This is a genomic window from Burkholderia sp. Cy-637 (assembly GCF_011753175.1).
Classification (GTDB): domain Bacteria; phylum Pseudomonadota; class Gammaproteobacteria; order Burkholderiales; family Burkholderiaceae; genus Burkholderia; species Burkholderia gladioli.
Window position 1 is genome coordinate 1 of record NZ_VWWC01000039.1, and the last position, 16,100, is coordinate 16,100.

Sequence of the window (16,100 nt, forward strand, 5' to 3'; positions counted from 1 at the left end):
CCGCCAACTTCCGCCGCGCCGGCCTGCTGCCCGAGCGCGGCAACGCGGCCGCGCTGCCCAGGGTGGACGGCCAGGCCGTGGTGCTGGCCGGCAGCGCCTCCCGGGCCACCAACGCGCAGGTCGCCGAATGGCGCGACACGCAGGGCCGTCCCGCGTTCCGCATCGATCCGCTGGCCGCCGCGCGCGGCGAGCCGGTAGCCGCCCAGGCGCTCGCCTTCGCCGAACAGCATCTGCCCGCGCCCGTGCTGATCTACGCCACCGCCACGCCCGACCAGGTCAAGGCGATCCAGCAGCAGCTCGGCGTGGAAGCCGCCGGCGCGCTGGTCGAACGCACCCTCGCCGAGATCGCCGCCGGCCTGCAGGCGTGCGGCGTGCGCCGCTTCGTGGTGGCCGGCGGCGAAACCTCGGGCGCTGTCGTGCAGGCGCTCGGCGTGCGCGCGCTGCAGATCGGCGCGCAGATCGACCCCGGCGTGCCGGCCACGGCGACGCTCGACGGCGGGCTCGCACTGGCGCTGAAGTCGGGCAATTTCGGCGCCGTCGACTTCTTCGCCAAGGCGCTCGCGCAACTGGAGACCCTCGGATGAGCATGGAAAACACCCTGCGCGAGACCATCTGCGCGGTCGGCGCCAGCCTCTACGCGCGCGGCCACGCGGTCGGCACCGCCGGCAACATCAGCGCGCGGCTCGACGACGGCTGGCTGATCACGCCCACCGACGCCTGCCTGGGCCGGCTCGACCCGGCCCGCATCGCCAAGGTGGACCTGGCCGGCCAGCAGGTCTCGGGCGACAAGGCCTCGAAGACGCTGGCCCTGCATCGCGGCATCTACCAGCGCAGCCCCGCATCGCGCGGCATCGTCCACACCCATTCCACCCACCTGGTGGCGCTGACCCTGGCCGGCGTCTGGCAAGCCGACGACGTGCTGCCGCCCATCACGCCCTACTACGTGATGAAGGTCGGCCATATCCCGCTGATCCGCTACCGGCGCCCCGGCGACCCGGCCGTGGCGGCCGAGGTCGCGGCGCTGGCCGATCGCGTGCGCGGCGTGCTGCTCGAACGGCTCGGCCCGGTGGTCTGGGCGCCGAGCGTCGAGCAGGCTTCGGCCGTGCTCGAGGAGCTGGAGGAAACCGCGCGGCTGTGGCTGATGACCGACCCGAAGCCGGCGCCGCTCGACGCGACCGCGCTCGACGAGCTGGGCGCCGTGTTCGGCACGCGCTGGTAGGACAAGGCATGGCGCGGCTCCCGCCTCGCGCCGGAGCCGCGACGGCGTGGCGGCGTGACAAACGGCGGCCACGCGCATCGACGACGCGCGAAACGAATCGCGCGCGCCACCACCTGGAGACAAGCATGACCCCGTATCAAGCCACGGCGACTCCCGCCACCGCCCAGGCCGGCCCGGCCGAACTCGACGCCACCTACAAGAAGGTGTTCTGGCGCATCGTGCCGTTCCTGATGCTCTGCTACGTGGTCGCCTACCTCGACCGCGTCAACGTCGGCTTCGCCAAGCTGCAGATGTCGCAGGACCTGGCCTTCAGCGAGACCGTGTTCGGGCTCGGCGCGGGGATCTTCTTCGTCGGCTACTTCCTGTTCGAACTGCCCAGCAACCTGCTGATGCACCGCATCGGCGCGAAGATCTGGATCGCGCGGATCATGATCACCTGGGGCCTGCTTTCCGCCGCGTTCGCATTCGTGAGGACTCCCACCCAGTTCTACGTGCTGCGCTTCCTGCTCGGCCTGGCTGAGGCGGGTTTCTATCCCGGCGTGATCCTCTACCTGACCTACTGGTTCCCCACCCACCGGCGCGCCAGGATCATCGCCGTGTTCATGTCGGCGATCCCGGTTTCGGGGATCTTCGGCAACCCGCTGTCGGGCTGGATCATGTCGAAATTCCAGGGCGGCGCGGGTTTCCACGGCTGGCAATGGATGTTCATGATCGAGGCGGTACCGGCCGTGCTGGTGGGGATCGCGACCCTGCTCTACCTCGACAACGGCATCGCCCAGGCCAAATGGCTCAGTCAGCGCGAGAAGCAGCTGCTGCAGGACGAGATCGACGCGCAGCCGCACCTGAAATCGAAGGAGAAGCATTCGCTGCGCACCGTGTTCGCCGATCCGCGCATGTGGTGGATGTCGCTGATCTACTTCACCTTCGTGACGGGCCAATATGGCCTGACCTTCTGGATGCCGACCCTGGTCAAGTCCACCGGCATCCAGGACAACTTCACGATCGGCCTGCTCTCGGCGATCCCCTTCCTGGTCGCGATCGTGGTGATGAACCTGTTCGGCCACAGTTCGGACAAGCGCCGCGAGCGCCGCTGGCACCTGATCATCCCGGCCACCATGGGCACCGTGGGTTTCGCGGTGGCGGCCATGTTCCCGCACAATACCGCCGTGTCGATCCTGTTCCTGTCGATCGCGGCGGGCGGCGTGCTGACCTGCGCGCCGCTGTTCTGGTCGCTGCCGACCGCCTTCATGGCCGGCGGCGCCGCGGCCGCCGGGATCGCCATCATCAACTCGGTCGGCAACCTCGCGGGTTTCGCGAGCCCCTATGTGATCGGCTACCTGCGCGATGCCACGCACAGCACCGCCTCGGGCATGTACATGCTGGCCGGCATGCTGGTGATCGGCTCGATCGCCGTGTGGCTGACGCCCGCGAAACTCGTGAACCGCTGATTTTTCGCCGCCGCGCGCTGCTCGTGTCGACACGGGCAGCGCCCGGCGCCGCTCCACTCTCCTGACGGAACCGCCGCCATGCCACGCTTCGCCGCGAATCTTTCGATGATGTACACCGAGCACCCGTTCCTCGAGCGCTTCGCCGCCGCGGCGCGCGACGGGTTCCGGGCCGTCGAGTACCTGTTCCCCTACGACTTCGCCGCCGACGAGCTGAAGGCGCGCCTGGCCGACGCCGGCCTCGTGCAGGCGCTGTTCAACGCGCCGCCGGGCGACTGGGCGGCCGGCGAGCGCGGCTTCGCCTCGCTGCCGGGCCGCGAGGACGAATTCCGCCGCGCCTTCGACACCGCGCTCGACTACGCGCGCGTGCTCGGCAACGACAAGCTGCACGTGATGGCCGGGCTGCTGCCGGCCGGCGCCGATCGCGCGCGCCATCGCGAGGTCTATCTGCGCAATCTCGCGCATGCCGCCGAGGCCGCGCGCGCGGCCGGCATCCTGGTGGTGATCGAGCCGATCAACACGCGCGACATGCCCGGCTACTTCCTGAACCGCCAGGACGATGCGCAGGCGATCTGCCGCGAGGTGGGCGCGCCGAACCTGCGCGTGCAGTTCGATTGCTACCACTGCCAGATCGTCGAGGGCGACATCGCCATGAAGCTCAAGCGCGATTTCGCCGGCATCGGCCATATCCAGGTCGCCGGCGTGCCCGAGCGCCACGAGCCGGACCTGGGCGAGCTGAACTACCCCTACCTGTTCGAGCTGATCGACACGCTCGGCTACGACGGCTGGATCGGCTGCGAATACCGCCCGAGAGCCGGCACCTCCGAAGGGCTCGGCTGGCTGCGCCCCTACCTGTAACCTCACGCGAACGACACCTCCATGAAAGTCCTGATCACCGGCGGCGCCGGTTTCCTCGGCCGGCGCCTGGCCACCCAACTGCTGGCGCGCGGCGAACTGGCCGGCCCGAACGGCGCGCCCGAGCGCATCGACGAACTGCTGCTGCTCGACGTGGTGGAGGCGAGCGGCTTCAGCGATGCGCGCGTCAAGACCCTGGTCGGCGATATCGCCGATCGCGCCGTGCTGGAGCGCGCGATCGATACGCAAACCGGCGCGATCTTCCACCTGGCCGCGATCGTCAGCGGCCAGGCCGAGGCCGATTTCGAGCTCGGCATGCGCATCAATCTCGACGCCTCGCGCTCGCTGCTGGAAGTCTGCCGCGCGCTCGGCCACCGGCCGCGCGTGCTGTTCACCAGCTCGGTGGCGGTCTATGGCGGCGAGCTGCCCGAGGTGGTGCTCGACGAGACCGCGCTCAACCCGCAATCCTCCTACGGCGCGCAGAAGGCGATCGCCGAGCTGCTGCTGGGCGACTACGCGCGGCGCGGCTTCGTCGACGGGCGCGTGCTGCGCCTGCCGACCATCAGCGTGCGCCCGGGGCGCCCGAACGCGGCGGCCTCCTCGTTCGCCAGCGGCATCATCCGCGAACCGCTGAACGGCGAGGACGCCGTCTGCCCGGTGCCGCTCGACACGCGGCTCTGGCTGCTCTCGCCGCGCCGCGCGATCGACGCGCTGGTGGCCGGGCTGGAGCTCGACGGCGAACGGCTCGGCAAGCGCCGCGTGATCAACCTGCCGGGGATCTCGGTGAGCGTGGGCGAGATGATCGAGGCGCTGCGCGAAGTGGCCGGCGACGCGCCGGTGGCCCGGATCCGCCACGAGATCGACCCGCGCGTGGTGGCCATCGTCGGCAGTTGGCCGGGGCGCTGGGATACCTCGCGCGCCGAATCGCTGGGCTTGGTTGGCGACGCTTCGTTCGCCGACGTGATTCGCGCGCATATCGAGGACGAGCTGCACTGAGTCTCGCCGGCGAATCGCCGCCACGTGTCAGGGCTCAGGGCGGAGTCGCGCTTGCCGAAGCCGGCCTGCTCGACGGCAGGAGGGCGCGACCACCCATGGGTCGCGCCGCGTGAGCCTGGACGAACCGGCCGGGCAATCAGGCTCCGGCCCCGCCCAGCACCAGCAGATGCAACTCGCGCCGCACGACGAAACCCATCCCACGATAGATCGCAATCGCATTCTGGTTCGACGCCACCGCGTGCAGGAACGGGATCTCGCCGCGCGCGCGCATCGCCGCCATCAGCAGCCGCATCAAGCCGGCCGCCAGGCCTTGCCCGCGAAACGCGGGATCGACGCAGACCGCGCTGATCTCGGCATAGCCGTCGATCCTGAGGCGTTCGCCGGCCATCGCCGCCAGCCTTCCCTGCCGGCGCACGCCGAGGTAGCGGCCCAGCTCGATGGTGCGCGGCCCGAACGGCCCCGGCTGGGTCGCGGCGGTCAGTGCCAGCATGTCCGGCACGTCGCCGGCCTCGAGCCGCACGTGCTCGAGCGCGACGGGTTCGGGTTCGCGCTCGGCGACCATCTGGATCAGCGTCGCGCGCCGCTGCACGTCGAAGCCCTCAGGCGGCTCGATCTCGTCGACCGTCACCAGCGCGGCGGGCCCGTATCGTTCGATCGACTCGCGCAAGGCGCCGAACGATGCGGGCGTGAGGTCGGCCAGCGCGGCAAACGGCGCGACCTCGGGCTGGAAACGCAGCACGCGCTCGCCCGGCACCGCGAATTCGGCCTGCCGCGTGGACAGGGCATTCCATATCAGGGTGTCCAGCGCATGCGCGCCTTCGCCCTGCTCGACGATCGATTCCGGCATGCCGGCGGCTCCTCAATCATTGGATTTCACGTAGCGCATGGTCCACACGGCGCGATCCCCCGGCGCGTACGAGTTGCCCACCCAGGGCGAACCGCAGACGTGCAGGTAGGCATAGGGCGTGCCCGCGAACATGATCCAGGCGCCCGCGTCGCGCACGTCGGTGGGCAGCCCGCAATGCGCGGCATCGAACGGCCAGAGCACCATCCAGTGCGGCCCGATCGGAATCGCGGGGCTGGTGGTGTCCAGGGCATCGCTATTGCTGTGCTGGGTCGCCCCGCAGAGCATATAGCAAAGCCCCGGCGTGGTGATGGACGGGCGCGGCTTGCGGTCGTGAATATCCTTGAACCACTGCATGCCGACCCGGTCCACGCACATCGGCGGATCCCCGATCCGGTTCTCGTTGCCCGGCGTGCAGACCCAGCCGTTGCTGCCCTGGCGCAGGATCCTCGACATGTTGCCGTGCATGTCCATCTCGGCCACGGTGGCATCGCGAGTGATCTGCGAAGGGCCGGCCTGCATCGCGCGCGCAATCTTGATCGCCCGCTCCTCCTCGTCCATCTCGCTTCGGGCCGGGCCGGGCGGCAAGGCCAGCGCCTCGTTGCCGAAGCTGCCCTGCACGGTGTCGTGCCCCCAGGCGCGGTTGCCGGCCAGGGCCGCCATCGCCGCGCCGAAGAAGCCGAGCCCGGCGATCGCCTTGCGGCGCGAAACCGATTCCGGATTCGCGGTTCCCGGGCCGGCATCCGCTTGACGAGGGGCAGCCTGGCTGCCGGTTTCCTGATGATCCTGCATGGCATTGTCCTTGTACGAGGCATGGATGGCCCGGCCCGGCGCATCGATCGAGGGCAGCGCGCTCGCGGCGCGCCCGCCTCACTCCGGCAGCGCCTGGACGGCCACCGGCGCGGCGTTGCTCAGGGGACGGGTTTCGAGCGGATCGACCAGCCGCCAGCACAGGGCCGCGGCAAGAAAGGCCAGCGCGGACGCGACCGCCAGCAGCCCCGTGTATCCCTGGGCAAGGCTGGCCTCCAGCATCGGCGCGACGCCGTCCCGTGCCCCCGCCAGCGAGGCGGCGTCGCCGAGATGGCCGTCGAGGATCAGGCGCGTCATGGCCAATTGCCGGCCCGCGTCCAGCAACGGGTAATGCAGCTGGACGTCCGCGGCGATGCGATCGACGAGCACGGCGCCGAGCGCGGCGAATCCCAGCACGAGGCCGCTGAAGCGCAAGGTGCCGGCGACGCCCGAGGCCATGCCGGCGCGCTCGACGGGGATCACCGTCATGCTGACCTTCGCGACCTGGCCGTTGAGGATGCCGCCGCCCAGCGAAGCGACGAACATCGGCACCACCACGGCGGCATAACTGAGGAGTTGCACCGTCACCGACGCGACCGCCAGCCCGGCCGCCACCAGCACCAGGCCGATGGAAAGCAGCGCACGCCCGGACAAGCGATGCTCGAGATGGACCGACACCACGCGCGGCACCGCGAACAGCGGAACCGCGAGCGGCAGCATCAGCAGGCCCGCCTCGAGCGGGGAGCGATGCAGCGCCGTCTGGAAGAAGAACGGCAGGTAGGTCAGCATCGTCAGGAATGCCACGGGATAGGCGATGCCGGCCACGCTCGCGCCGAGATAGGTTTTCTTCGCGAAATAGGCGAGCTCGACCATCGGCCGCTTCTCCCGCAGTTCCACCAGGACGAAGGCGACGAACAGGACCAGGGCGACGCCGATGCGCAGCAGCACGGAAACATCGCCCCAGCCCTCCCGGTTGCCGGAAATCAGCCCCCAGGTGAGCAAGCCGAGGAAGCCGCTGAACAGCAGCACGCCCATCCCGTCGAGCTTGCTGGCGCCGGGATCCTTCGACTCGCTCACCGTCCAGGCCGTCAGCGCGATCATCGCGACGCCGATCGGCAGGTTGACGTAGAAGGCCCAGCGCCATCCCAGCAATTGCGTGATCAAGCCGCCGACGACCGGCCCCATCATGACCGCGACCCCGATCACCGATCCCCAGAACGCGAAGGCCTTGGCCCGCTCCTTGCCGTGGAAGGCATGCGAGAGCACCGCGAGCGCCGCGCTCAGCAACAGGGCGGCACCCACGCCCTGCATCGCGCGCGCGAGATTGAGGACGATCGATACCGACGCGGCGCCGCAAAAGAACGAGGCCAGCGTGAAGATCGACAGGCCGATGATCAGGATCCGCTTGCGCCCGAAGCGGTCCGCCAGCGCGCCGGCCGGCATCAACAGGCTCGCGAACGCCAGCGTGTAGGAGGAGATCACCCACTCGATCGCCGAGAAATCCGCATGCAGCGACTTCGCGATGGAGGACAGCGACACCGCGACGATGTTGGCGTCCAGGTTGATCATGAAGGACGGCACCGACACGCAAAGCAGGAGGAGAAGTTTTCTGTTCATGGGCCACGGCCTGGGCCATCGCCCGGCTTCACTGCGGATTGAGTCATCGGTTGCCGGCGATCCGGCGTTGCCGAATACTGGCATATACCATCTTATCGTGCAAGCGGGTGCCCATGTTTCCCTGCCCTGCCGCTCGCGATGCCGGATCGAATGACTGGCATATGCCATAATGCGCCGACGCAGGCCGGCGCTCGTCCCGAGCCGCCACGCGGCATGCGTGCATCGAACAGGAGCCGATCCATGAACGTCCGGCCGCTGAACCCCAGCGTCTGCAGTTACGGAGCGCTCCGGCGCGCGACTCGCGGCATCAGCCAGCAATACGACCAGGCCCTGGAGCCGGCCGGCATCAATGCCGCCCAGTACAACCTGCTGCGCGCGGTCCAACGGCTGGGCGCTCCCACCCAAAGCGAGCTGGCCGCCGAGGTCGTGATGGATCTTTCCGCGCTCGGGCACACGCTCAAGCCGCTGATCCGCGATGGCTGGATCACTCTCGACAAGGATCCCGAAGACAATCGCCGCCGGCTGATCTCGCTGACACCGGAAGGCCGCGAGCGGCTGCGGCATGCCAGGCGGCTGTGGAAACCGGTGCAGCAGCGCTTCGAGGCGTTTCTCGGCAAGCAGGAGACCCAGGACCTGCTGGCCCTGCTCGATCATCTGGCTTCCGGCAGTTTCGACGAGGCAGGCGCCGCCTAGCGCCGGCATGACGGGCGCGTCGGAACGTGGTTGAAAGCGGTTGAAAGCGACGCTTCACATCAGACAAAAAGCCGTCGCGCATCGAAGCGTCACGCATTATTACCGGACGCTCGTTTGACACAGATTGTTACAGCTCAGCTAGCTAGGCGTAAACCATATCTGGGATGATCGATCAACGCTCGCATTCAGGGTCGTAAGCTTTCGCGCTGCAAGGCGAACCGAAAACCCGGCGGGCCAATCGAAACCCATCATGGCCGCTCTCTACGATTTCGGCGCCCGCACCTTGCGCCACCTTTACGACCGCAAGATCCGCAGCGCCGCCGTGCTCGACACGGCGGCGCTGTTCCCGGACGCGCGGCGCTTCACCGCCGCCTGGCAGACGATCCGCGCCGAGGCGCTGGCGGTGGCGCGCGACCTGCCGCGCATCCCGCGCTTCCACGAGATCATGCGCGAGCAGGCTGATATTTCGGACAACGACGCACGCGACTGGCGCATGTTCATCATGCAGGCCTACGGCGTGCGCTTCGAGAAGAACCGCGTGCGCTGCCCGGCGCTGAGCGAGATCGTCGACGCCTCGCCCGACGTGCTGTCGGCCTCGCTATCCTTCCTCGCGCCCGGCAAGCACATCCCGCCGCATCGCGGGCCGTTCCGCGGCGTGCTGCGCGGCTACCTGGTGCTGTCGATGCCGAAGCGCGAGGACGGCTCGGCCGCCGCGGTGCTGAAGATCGACGGCCGCGAGCATCGTCTCGACGACGGCCAGTTCCTGCTGTGGGACGACACCTTCGTGCACGAGGTCTGGAACGACAGCGACGAGGTGCGCATCGTGCTGCTGCTCGACATCCGCCGCCGCGACCTGCCCACTGGCCTGCGGCTGCTGTCGGCCGGCATCATCCAGTTGATCCGGCTCGGCATCCGCCTGCGCGGCGGCTCGATCCCGGTCTGAAGGCGCCGCCCGCCACTTTCTTGCCACCCCTTTCGCGCCCGCCGCGAACGAGAAGGCCGGCCCCGAGGGGCCGGCCTTCTCGTTCACGTCACGCAGACGCCGCTACGACCTCAGTGGATGCCCAGGTAGGTCTTCACCGCCGGCAGGCCCGGCTTGCCGTCGAAGGTCGTCACGCCGGCCAGCCACTTGTCGAGCTGCTGCGGATTCTGCTTGAGCCACGCCGCGGCGGCCTTGTTCGGATCTTCCTTGTTCATGATCGGCACCATCACATGGTTCTCGATCTCGGTGCTGAACTGCAGGTTCGAGACGAACTTCGCCACGTTCGGGCAGCGCGCCGCGTAGTCGGGCGGCGTCGCGGTCAGCACGCGGGCCTCGCCGTAGTTCGGGCCGAACACGTCGTCGCCGCCGGTCAGGTAGTCCATCTTGAACTGCACGTTCATCGGATGCGGTTCCCAGCCGAGGAACACGATCCACTGCTTGTCGCGGATCGCACGATTGACCTCCACCAGCATGCCCGCCTCGCTCGACTCCACCAGCTTGAACTTGCCGAGCCCGTACTGGTTGCCGTCGATCATCTTCTTGATCAGCGCATTGCCGTCGTTGCCGGGTTCGATGCCGTAGATCTTGCCGTTGAGCTTGTCGGCGAACTTCTGGATGTCGGCGAAGGACTTAAGCCCCCCCTGGTAGACATAGTCCGGCACCGCCAGCGTGTACTTCGCGCCGGTCAGGTTCGGCGTGGCCAGCACCTTGATGGTGCCGGCCTTGGTGAACGGCGCGATGATCGGGTCCATGGTCGGCGACCAGTAGCCGAGGAACACGTCGATCTGCTTGCTCTTGATCCCGGCGAAGGTGATCGGCACCGAGGCGATGGTCTTGGTCGGCGTGTAGCCGAGCCCGGCCAGCATGGCCGAGGCCAGGCCGGTGGTGGCCGCGATGTCGCTCCAGCCGACATCGGCGAAACGCACGCTCTTGCAGGCTTGCGGGTCGGCCGCCTGCGCCGCCGTCCAGGGTGCCACGGCCATCCCGAGCCCGCAGGCCGCCGTGATCAGGAATCGTTTCATCTTCTTCTCTCCTCAGCTGGGTTCAACACGTCGTTCGATTCATAGGCAAGCGGGCGTGCGCCAAGCCCTCACTGGCGCGTCGGCGTGGCCCGGCGCTCGTAGCTCGGCGCGTGGCCGAACTGCGCGCGATAGGCCTTGCTGAAATGGCAGGGCGAATGGAAACCGCAGATCGTCGTGACGCGCGCGATCGATGCATCGGTGGTGCGCAGCAGGTCGCGCGCGCGCTTCAGGCGCAACGTCAGGTAATAGTGGGTGGGCGAGACGTTCAGGTAGACCTTGAACATGCGCTGCAGATGGCGCTGCGAGAGCCGCACCAGGCGCGCCAGTTCGTCGAGCGAGAGCGGTTCCTCGATATTGGCCTCCATCAGCCGCACCACCTCCACCAGCTCGGCGCGCGAGAAGCCGACGCGCGCATCGACCGGGATCGGCTGCGGATCGCCGGCGCCGCGGATGCGCTCCAGGATGAACTGTTCGGATACCTGGGCGGCCAGGTGCTGGCCGAGCCGCGCGCCCACCAGGTTCAGCATCAGGTCGAGCGGCGCGGTGCCGCCGGTGCAGGTGAGCCGGTCGCGATCGACCACGAACAGCTCGTCGGCGAAGCGCACCTGGGGGAATTCGCCATGCAGCGCCGAGAGATTCTCCCAGTGCACGGTGCAGCGGTAATCGTCGAGCAGGCCCGCCGACATCAGCGCGTAGGCGCCGGTGCAGATCCCGCCCAGCGGCAGCCCGCGCGCGGCCAGGCCCGCCAGCGCCTCGCGGGTGCGCGCGTCGACCACCTCGCGGATGCGGATCCCGCCGCACACGATCATCACGTCGGGCAGCGGGCCGTCCAGGTCCAGCGCCTCGGTGGGACGCACGGCGATGCCGTTGCTGGCCTGCACCGGCCCGCCGTCGAGCGAGTGGATCGACCAGCGGTAATGCTCGGCGCGGCCCACGTAGTTGGCCATGCGCAGCACCTCGACGGCGCTGCTGAAGGCGATCATCGAGAAATGCGGCAAGGTCAGGAAACCGAAATGCGCGAGCGACTGGGCGGAGGTCGCGCGGGCGACGGGAACGGTGTCGACGGCAAGGCTCACGGTCGCTCTCCGGCAAGAGCAGGTTGCACGAAGCCGGCCCCGGCGGCACGTGGCCGCCGGCACCGGCAACAGAAGCGAAGCGGATGGAACGGGAAAGGCGGGAGCGCCGGCCTCAGGCCTGCACGGCGGGCTTCATGCCGAACAACTGGCGAAAGCCCGAGAACAGCGGCGCGCGGGCAGCGCCCGGGGCACGGCCGAAGCTCTCCGTGATGCGGTCCAGGATGATCGCGAGCAGCACCACCGACAGGCCGCTCTCGAAGCCCAGGCCGATATCGAGGCGCTGGATGCTGGCCAGCACGTCGTTGCCCAGGCCGCCCGCGCCGACCATCGAGGCGATGATCACCATCGACAGCGCCATCATGATGGTCTGGTTCACGCCCTGCATGATCGAGGGCAGCGCATTCGGGAACTGCACCTTGTAGAGCAACTGCCAGGGCGTGCAGCCGAAGGCCTGCCCGGCCTCGACGATCTCGCGGTTCACGTGGCGGATGCCGAGGCTGGTCAGGCGCACCGCCGGCGGCATCGCGAAGATCACCGTGGAGAGGATCCCCGGCACGCGGCCCAGGCCGAACAGCATCGCGGCCGGGATCAGGTAGACGAAGGCCGGCATGGTCTGCATCAGGTCCAGGATCGGCCGCACGATGGCCGACACCCACTTGCTCTTGGCCGCCCAGATGCCGAGCGGGATGCCCAGCACCAGGCTGATGATGGTGGACGACAGCGTCAGGCCCAGGGTGATCACGGTCTGGTCCCAGAAGCCGGTCGCGAAGATCAGCAGCAGGGCCAGCGTGGTGAAGATCGCGAAGCGCCAGCCCACGCGCCAGAGGCCCACGCCGATGAAGATCGCCATCAGCAGCCACATCGGGATCGCCTGCAGGCCGTGCTCGACCAGCGCGGCCAGGCTCTCGATCACCTGGCCGATCGTGTCGAAGGTCTTCGCGTCGTGGTCGAGCAGGTAGCGGACGGATTGATCGACCCAGGTGCCGAGCGGAATCAGTTCAGACATGGGAGCCTCGCGAACGGGTGATGGCCTTCAGGAGCACGGCCCGATCGACGGAACCGCAGTAGCAGCCCTGGTCGTCGACCACGGGCAGCGCGTTGGGGCTGGCGACCACGCGTTCGACCACGTGGTCGAGCGTGGCGTCATGCGGGATGGACTCGATCTGTCGCACGTCGGGCGCGGCCATGCCGAGCGCGTCGCGCGTGACGAAGCCGCGGATCTTGCGCGCCTCGTCGAGCACGAAGGCGTATTCGGCGCTGCCGTTGAGCGTGGCGGCCACGTTGGCCGCGTCGAGCCTGGAGACGATCGGCACGGCGCCGGTCTGCATCAGGTCGCTGGCGGTCAGGTAGCGGCTGGTGTCGATGCCCTCGAAGAAGGCGCGGACGTAATCGTCGGCCGGGTTGGCGATGATGTCCTGCGGCGTGCCGACCTGCACCAGGCGGCCGCCCTCCATGATCGCGATGCGCGTGCCGATGCGCAGCGCCTCCTCCAGGTCGTGCGAGACGAACATGATGGTGCGGCGCTGCTCCTTCTGGAGCTGCAGCAGCACGTTCTGCATTTCCTTGCGCTTGAGCGGATCGAGCGCCGAGAAGGCCTCGTCCATGATCATCAGCGAGGGATTGACGGCCAGCGCGCGGGCCAGGCCGACGCGCTGCTGCATGCCGCCCGACAGCTCGGCGGGCAGCTTCTTCGCGAACGCGGCCAGGCCGACCTGCTCGAGCACGTCCATCGCGCGGCGCTCGCGGTCCTTGCGGCCCACGCCGGCCACTTCCAGGCCGAACGCGGCGTTCGACAGCACGGTGCGCTGCGGCATCAGCGCGAAGGACTGGAACACCATGCTCATGTCGGTGCGGCGCAGCGCGGTCAGTTCCGAGCGGCGCACCGAGGCCACGTCGCGGCCGTCGATCAGCACCTTGCCGGCGGTCGGCTCGACCAGGCGGTTGACGAGGCGGATCAGCGTCGACTTGCCCGAACCGGACAAGCCCATCAGCACGAAAATCTCGCCTTCCTGCACGTCGAACGATACGTCGTGCACCCCGACCACCTGGCCGGTCTGCTTGAAAATATCGTCCTTCGTCGACCCGGCTGCGAGCATGTCGAGCGCCTGCTTCGGGTTGTTACCAAAAACCTTGCACAGACCTTCGACTACGACCTTGGGGGCATCCATCGAAACCTTCTCCTCGTGTAGCTGGGGCTCACCATCAGAGCGTGCCTCAATGGTTGCCAGAAAAAACTTGGGGTAGCCGACGAATTCCGACAGTCGCTTGCGCAAATACGACACGGGTATTTGTCGTGCTCCGCCAGCACCGGCGCGGCAGACGCGGCGGCGGGGGCCCGCTTGCGGCGCCGCGTCAAGCGAAAAGCCTTGATGGACGCGGATCGTGCCCCATGATCCCGCAACGCGGCATGAGCGACGCGCGGCGCGGATCGCGGCGGAAAAACACAAGCCGCGAGGTCGCAATTCGACAAGAACATGTCCGATCGCCGATGCGGCCCGCTGCCCCTTCGGCGCACGATCGTTCGATGCGGCCGGACGCGGCAGGTGCAACCCGGTCGCACCACCGCCCGGCCGGCGATATCGGCCTGAAAGCTTCGCGGCACCGGCTCGCGCGCGCCCGACGATGGTTGCTTGCGCATGCACCGGTTTCCCATGACAAGGACGATGCTCAGGTTTCCTGAGGATCGCGCAGCGATTGCCTGGGGCACGCGCCCCGATCTCGAACGGCGCCCCGCCGTCTCAATGCACGGCGCCGGCGCCCAGCCGGATGTCCTCGCGTCGCTCGAGCGCGGTGACGGCCATGATGCGAATCGCCCGGGCCAGCGTATCGAGCGAGAGGCTCGGCAGCCCGGGATGGCGCGCGGCCAACTCGGGCAGGCAGGGCACATGGATGAAACCGCCGCGCAGCGAAGGACGCTGCGTGGCGGCGAAGTGCATCAACGCGTAGAAGACGGTGTTGCAGACGTAGGTGCCGGCCGTCTGCGAGACCGAGGCGGGAATCCCGGCCTCGCGCAGGTCGCGCACCAGCGCCTTGATCGGCAACGTCGAGAAGTAGGCGGCCGGGCCGCCCTCCACCACCGGCTCGTCGATCGGCTGGCGCCCGGCATTGTCGGGAATCCGCGCATCGACCACGTTGATGGCGACTCGCTCGACCGAAACGTCGGGACGGCCGCTGGCCAGACCCAGGCACAGCACCAGCGCCGGATCGGTCGCCTCGATGGCTTCGGCCAGCGCGCGCGGCGCCGATTCGACCACGCAGGGCAGGCGATGCGCCACCACGCGCGCGCCGGCGAGGGTTTCGCCGTCGACGCAGCGCGCGGCTTCCCAGGAAGGATTGAGGGCGTCGCCGCCGAAGGGCTCGAAACCGGTAAGGAGGATGGTACTCATCGAAACGAAGCGGTCTGGTTGGGCAGGCTCTCATGTTAGGCCCGAAAGCTCGGACCCGGCGCGCCGGATTTCCGCCGCGCGCCGCCCAAGCCGCCGGAATCAAGAAAAAATGCCCCGCCGACGTTGCCGAGGGCGGGGCCAACCCATGTCAGAGACGACACCAGCGAGGTGCCATGAAACGATCATATCGACGCGCCGGGGCCGGTCGAACCAAGCATTTCTGCTATCCAAACGAGCTCCGGCGGCCAGGACTTGCCTCGCGCAAACGCATATCGATAGAACGAAAAGTCGTTTCCCGCGGCCGGCACGGCTCGTTAACATGCTCGTTCGAGCCTGTCTGATCAGGCACCGCATTCCCGGGAGCACATCTTGACTGCATTCGATCAACACCGCCGGCCGTTCATCGTCGGCATCGGCGGCACCACCCGCGCGGCTTCGTCGACCGAGCGCGCCCTGAATTTCGCGCTGCGCGGCGCCCAGGCGGCCGGCGCGCGCACGCGGCTGTTCGACGGCCCGTTCCTGCATTCCCTGCCCCATTACGCGCCCGAACAAAAAGGCCTGAGTGAATCCCAGATCGAATTGATCGAGGCGGTGCGCGAAGCCGACGCCGTGATCATCGCGACGCCCGGCTACCACGGCGGCGTGTCCGGCCTGGTGAAGAACGCGCTCGACACGCTTGAGGAACTGCGTGCCGACCAGCGCCCCTACCTGGACGGACGCGCGGTGGGCGTGATCGTCACCGCCTATGGCTGGCAGGCCGCCGGCACGGTGCTGAGTTCGCTGCGCTCGATCGTCCACGCGTTGCGCGGCTGGCCGACGCCGTTCGGCGCCGCCGTCAACACGCTGGAGACGCGCTTCGAGACGGCCGACACCTGCTCCGACGCCAAGGTCGCCGGCCAGCTCGAGACGGTCGGCGCGCAAGCCGCGGAGTTCGCGCTGGCCTTCGCCTCGCACCGCGCCGCGACGCAGATCGCCGCCCCGGTGCTCAAGCTCGCCTCGAACTGAGCGCCGCGCCGGCTTCGGCCGGGCGAGATCGGTGAATTTTGGCGACTTTGCGGTTTCTTGCCGTTTTCGGCATGACTGAAGGCCCTTTTGGGGCCTTTTTTGTTGTTTTTTGCAGTTCCTTCCGTTTTCCATCCGGCCGCCCGGCATCGTGTCGGGCCATATGCATTCGCG

16 protein-coding genes and 1 pseudogene are annotated in these 16,100 nt (G+C 68.5%); 9 read left to right on the plus strand and 8 right to left on the minus strand.

The features are described from left to right. The 5 genes from F3J10_RS13490 to denD form a co-directional block, all read left to right on the plus strand. The coding region (locus F3J10_RS13490) for a nucleotide-binding domain containing protein (RefSeq protein WP_275691698.1) at nucleotides 1–584 on the plus strand (584 nt) is incomplete at its 5' end. Beyond that, nucleotides 581–1,219, plus strand: coding sequence for an aldolase (locus F3J10_RS13495; RefSeq protein ID WP_167242296.1), 639 nt, complete (start codon nucleotides 581–583; stop codon nucleotides 1,217–1,219). The genes F3J10_RS13490 and F3J10_RS13495, both read left to right, overlap by 4 nt. Nucleotides 1,220–1,344: 125 nt before the next feature. Beyond that, nucleotides 1,345–2,667, plus strand: a complete 1,323-nt coding sequence (locus tag F3J10_RS13500) for an MFS transporter (RefSeq protein WP_167232400.1) — start codon at nucleotides 1,345–1,347, stop codon at nucleotides 2,665–2,667. 78 nt (nucleotides 2,668–2,745) lie between these two features. Further along, nucleotides 2,746–3,522: a 2-oxo-tetronate isomerase gene (otnI, locus tag F3J10_RS13505; protein WP_166913233.1), complete on the plus strand. Its 777-nt coding sequence runs from the start codon at nucleotides 2,746–2,748 to the stop codon at nucleotides 3,520–3,522. A gap of 21 nt (nucleotides 3,523–3,543) precedes the next feature. Then, the gene (denD, locus tag F3J10_RS13510; RefSeq protein ID WP_046580474.1) at nucleotides 3,544–4,515 is read left to right on the plus strand and encodes a D-erythronate dehydrogenase; all 972 of its coding nucleotides are present in this window, start codon (nucleotides 3,544–3,546) and stop codon (nucleotides 4,513–4,515) included. A gap of 136 nt (nucleotides 4,516–4,651) precedes the next feature. Here the strand turns inward: denD and F3J10_RS13515 are convergent, their stop codons facing one another. The 3 genes from F3J10_RS13515 to F3J10_RS13525 all read right to left on the minus strand — a co-directional run bounded on the left by F3J10_RS13515 (nucleotide 4,652) and on the right by F3J10_RS13525 (nucleotide 7,933). Beyond that, a complete protein-coding gene (locus F3J10_RS13515; protein ID WP_025100369.1) occupies nucleotides 4,652–5,362 on the minus strand; it encodes a GNAT family N-acetyltransferase in 711 nt (236 codons plus the stop codon). Nucleotides 5,363–5,374: 12 nt separating this feature from the next. Next, nucleotides 5,375–6,151, minus strand: coding sequence for a hypothetical protein (locus F3J10_RS13520; protein ID WP_166913234.1), 777 nt, complete (start codon nucleotides 6,149–6,151; stop codon nucleotides 5,375–5,377). A gap of 78 nt (nucleotides 6,152–6,229) precedes the next feature. After that, on the minus strand, nucleotides 6,230–7,933 hold the full coding sequence (locus F3J10_RS13525; RefSeq protein ID WP_240155574.1) for an MFS transporter: 1,704 nt from the start codon (nucleotides 7,931–7,933) through the stop codon (nucleotides 6,230–6,232). 72 nt (nucleotides 7,934–8,005) lie between these two features. Here F3J10_RS13525 and F3J10_RS13530 point away from each other — a divergent pair, with 72 nt between their 5' ends. Together F3J10_RS13530 and F3J10_RS13535 are read left to right on the plus strand one after the other, a co-directional pair. Further along, on the plus strand, nucleotides 8,006–8,458 hold the full coding sequence (locus F3J10_RS13530; RefSeq protein ID WP_025100366.1) for a MarR family winged helix-turn-helix transcriptional regulator: 453 nt from the start codon (nucleotides 8,006–8,008) through the stop codon (nucleotides 8,456–8,458). A 250-nt stretch (nucleotides 8,459–8,708) separates the two neighbouring features. Then, nucleotides 8,709–9,401, plus strand: coding sequence for an aspartyl/asparaginyl beta-hydroxylase domain-containing protein (locus F3J10_RS13535; RefSeq protein ID WP_025100365.1), 693 nt, complete (start codon nucleotides 8,709–8,711; stop codon nucleotides 9,399–9,401). A gap of 110 nt (nucleotides 9,402–9,511) precedes the next feature. Here F3J10_RS13535 and F3J10_RS13540 read toward each other — a convergent pair whose 3' ends face one another. The 4 genes and pseudogenes from F3J10_RS13540 to F3J10_RS13555 all read right to left on the minus strand — a co-directional run. After that, nucleotides 9,512–10,462, minus strand: coding sequence for a choline ABC transporter substrate-binding protein (locus tag F3J10_RS13540; protein ID WP_025100364.1), 951 nt, complete (start codon nucleotides 10,460–10,462; stop codon nucleotides 9,512–9,514). Nucleotides 10,463–10,530: 68 nt separating this feature from the next. Then, the gene (locus tag F3J10_RS13545; protein WP_025100363.1) at nucleotides 10,531–11,538 is read right to left on the minus strand and encodes a GlxA family transcriptional regulator; all 1,008 of its coding nucleotides are present in this window, start codon (nucleotides 11,536–11,538) and stop codon (nucleotides 10,531–10,533) included. A 112-nt stretch (nucleotides 11,539–11,650) separates the two neighbouring features. Next, entirely contained in the window at nucleotides 11,651–12,544 is an 894-nt protein-coding gene (choW, locus tag F3J10_RS13550; RefSeq protein ID WP_025100362.1) for a choline ABC transporter permease subunit, read from the minus strand. Next, a pseudogene (locus F3J10_RS13555) lies at nucleotides 12,537–13,819 on the minus strand (glycine betaine/L-proline ABC transporter ATP-binding protein); the annotation flags it as partial. The gene choW and the pseudogene F3J10_RS13555, both read right to left, overlap by 8 nt. Before the next feature lie 108 nt (nucleotides 13,820–13,927). On the opposite strand from F3J10_RS13555, the gene F3J10_RS13560 reads away from it, so the two are divergent. After that, a complete protein-coding gene (locus F3J10_RS13560; RefSeq protein WP_166913238.1) occupies nucleotides 13,928–14,218 on the plus strand; it encodes a hypothetical protein in 291 nt (96 codons plus the stop codon). Nucleotides 14,219–14,276: 58 nt separating this feature from the next. On the opposite strand, the gene pcp is transcribed toward F3J10_RS13560, so the two are convergent. Further along, entirely contained in the window at nucleotides 14,277–14,924 is a 648-nt protein-coding gene (gene pcp / locus F3J10_RS13565; protein ID WP_167242297.1) for a pyroglutamyl-peptidase I, read from the minus strand. Nucleotides 14,925–15,293: 369 nt separating this feature from the next. Between pcp and F3J10_RS13570 the strand changes: the two genes are divergently transcribed. After that, nucleotides 15,294–15,929, plus strand: coding sequence for an NAD(P)H-dependent oxidoreductase (locus F3J10_RS13570; RefSeq protein WP_017917979.1), 636 nt, complete (start codon nucleotides 15,294–15,296; stop codon nucleotides 15,927–15,929). Nucleotides 15,930–16,100 lie beyond the last annotated feature (171 nt).

Excerpts from the sequence above, each read along its gene's own strand:
- F3J10_RS13495 (WP_167242296.1), top strand. The coding sequence starts at position 581 with ATGAGCATGGAAAACACCCTGCGCGAGACCATCTGCGCGGTCGGCGCC.
- F3J10_RS13500 (WP_167232400.1), top strand. The coding sequence starts at position 1,345 with ATGACCCCGTATCAAGCCACGGCGACTCCCGCCACCGCCCAGGCCGGC.
- otnI (WP_166913233.1), top strand. The coding sequence starts at position 2,746 with ATGCCACGCTTCGCCGCGAATCTTTCGATGATGTACACCGAGCACCCG.
- denD (WP_046580474.1), top strand. The coding sequence starts at position 3,544 with ATGAAAGTCCTGATCACCGGCGGCGCCGGTTTCCTCGGCCGGCGCCTG.
- F3J10_RS13515 (WP_025100369.1), bottom strand. The coding sequence starts at position 5,362 with ATGCCGGAATCGATCGTCGAGCAGGGCGAAGGCGCGCATGCGCTGGAC.
- F3J10_RS13520 (WP_166913234.1), bottom strand. The coding sequence starts at position 6,151 with ATGCAGGATCATCAGGAAACCGGCAGCCAGGCTGCCCCTCGTCAAGCG.
- F3J10_RS13525 (WP_240155574.1), bottom strand. The coding sequence starts at position 7,933 with ATGGCATATGCCAGTCATTCGATCCGGCATCGCGAGCGGCAGGGCAGG.
- F3J10_RS13530 (WP_025100366.1), top strand. The coding sequence starts at position 8,006 with ATGAACGTCCGGCCGCTGAACCCCAGCGTCTGCAGTTACGGAGCGCTC.
- F3J10_RS13535 (WP_025100365.1), top strand. The coding sequence starts at position 8,709 with ATGGCCGCTCTCTACGATTTCGGCGCCCGCACCTTGCGCCACCTTTAC.
- F3J10_RS13540 (WP_025100364.1), bottom strand. The coding sequence starts at position 10,462 with ATGAAACGATTCCTGATCACGGCGGCCTGCGGGCTCGGGATGGCCGTG.
- choW (WP_025100362.1), bottom strand. The coding sequence starts at position 12,544 with ATGTCTGAACTGATTCCGCTCGGCACCTGGGTCGATCAATCCGTCCGC.
- F3J10_RS13560 (WP_166913238.1), top strand. The coding sequence starts at position 13,928 with ATGATCCCGCAACGCGGCATGAGCGACGCGCGGCGCGGATCGCGGCGG.
- pcp (WP_167242297.1), bottom strand. The coding sequence starts at position 14,924 with ATGAGTACCATCCTCCTTACCGGTTTCGAGCCCTTCGGCGGCGACGCC.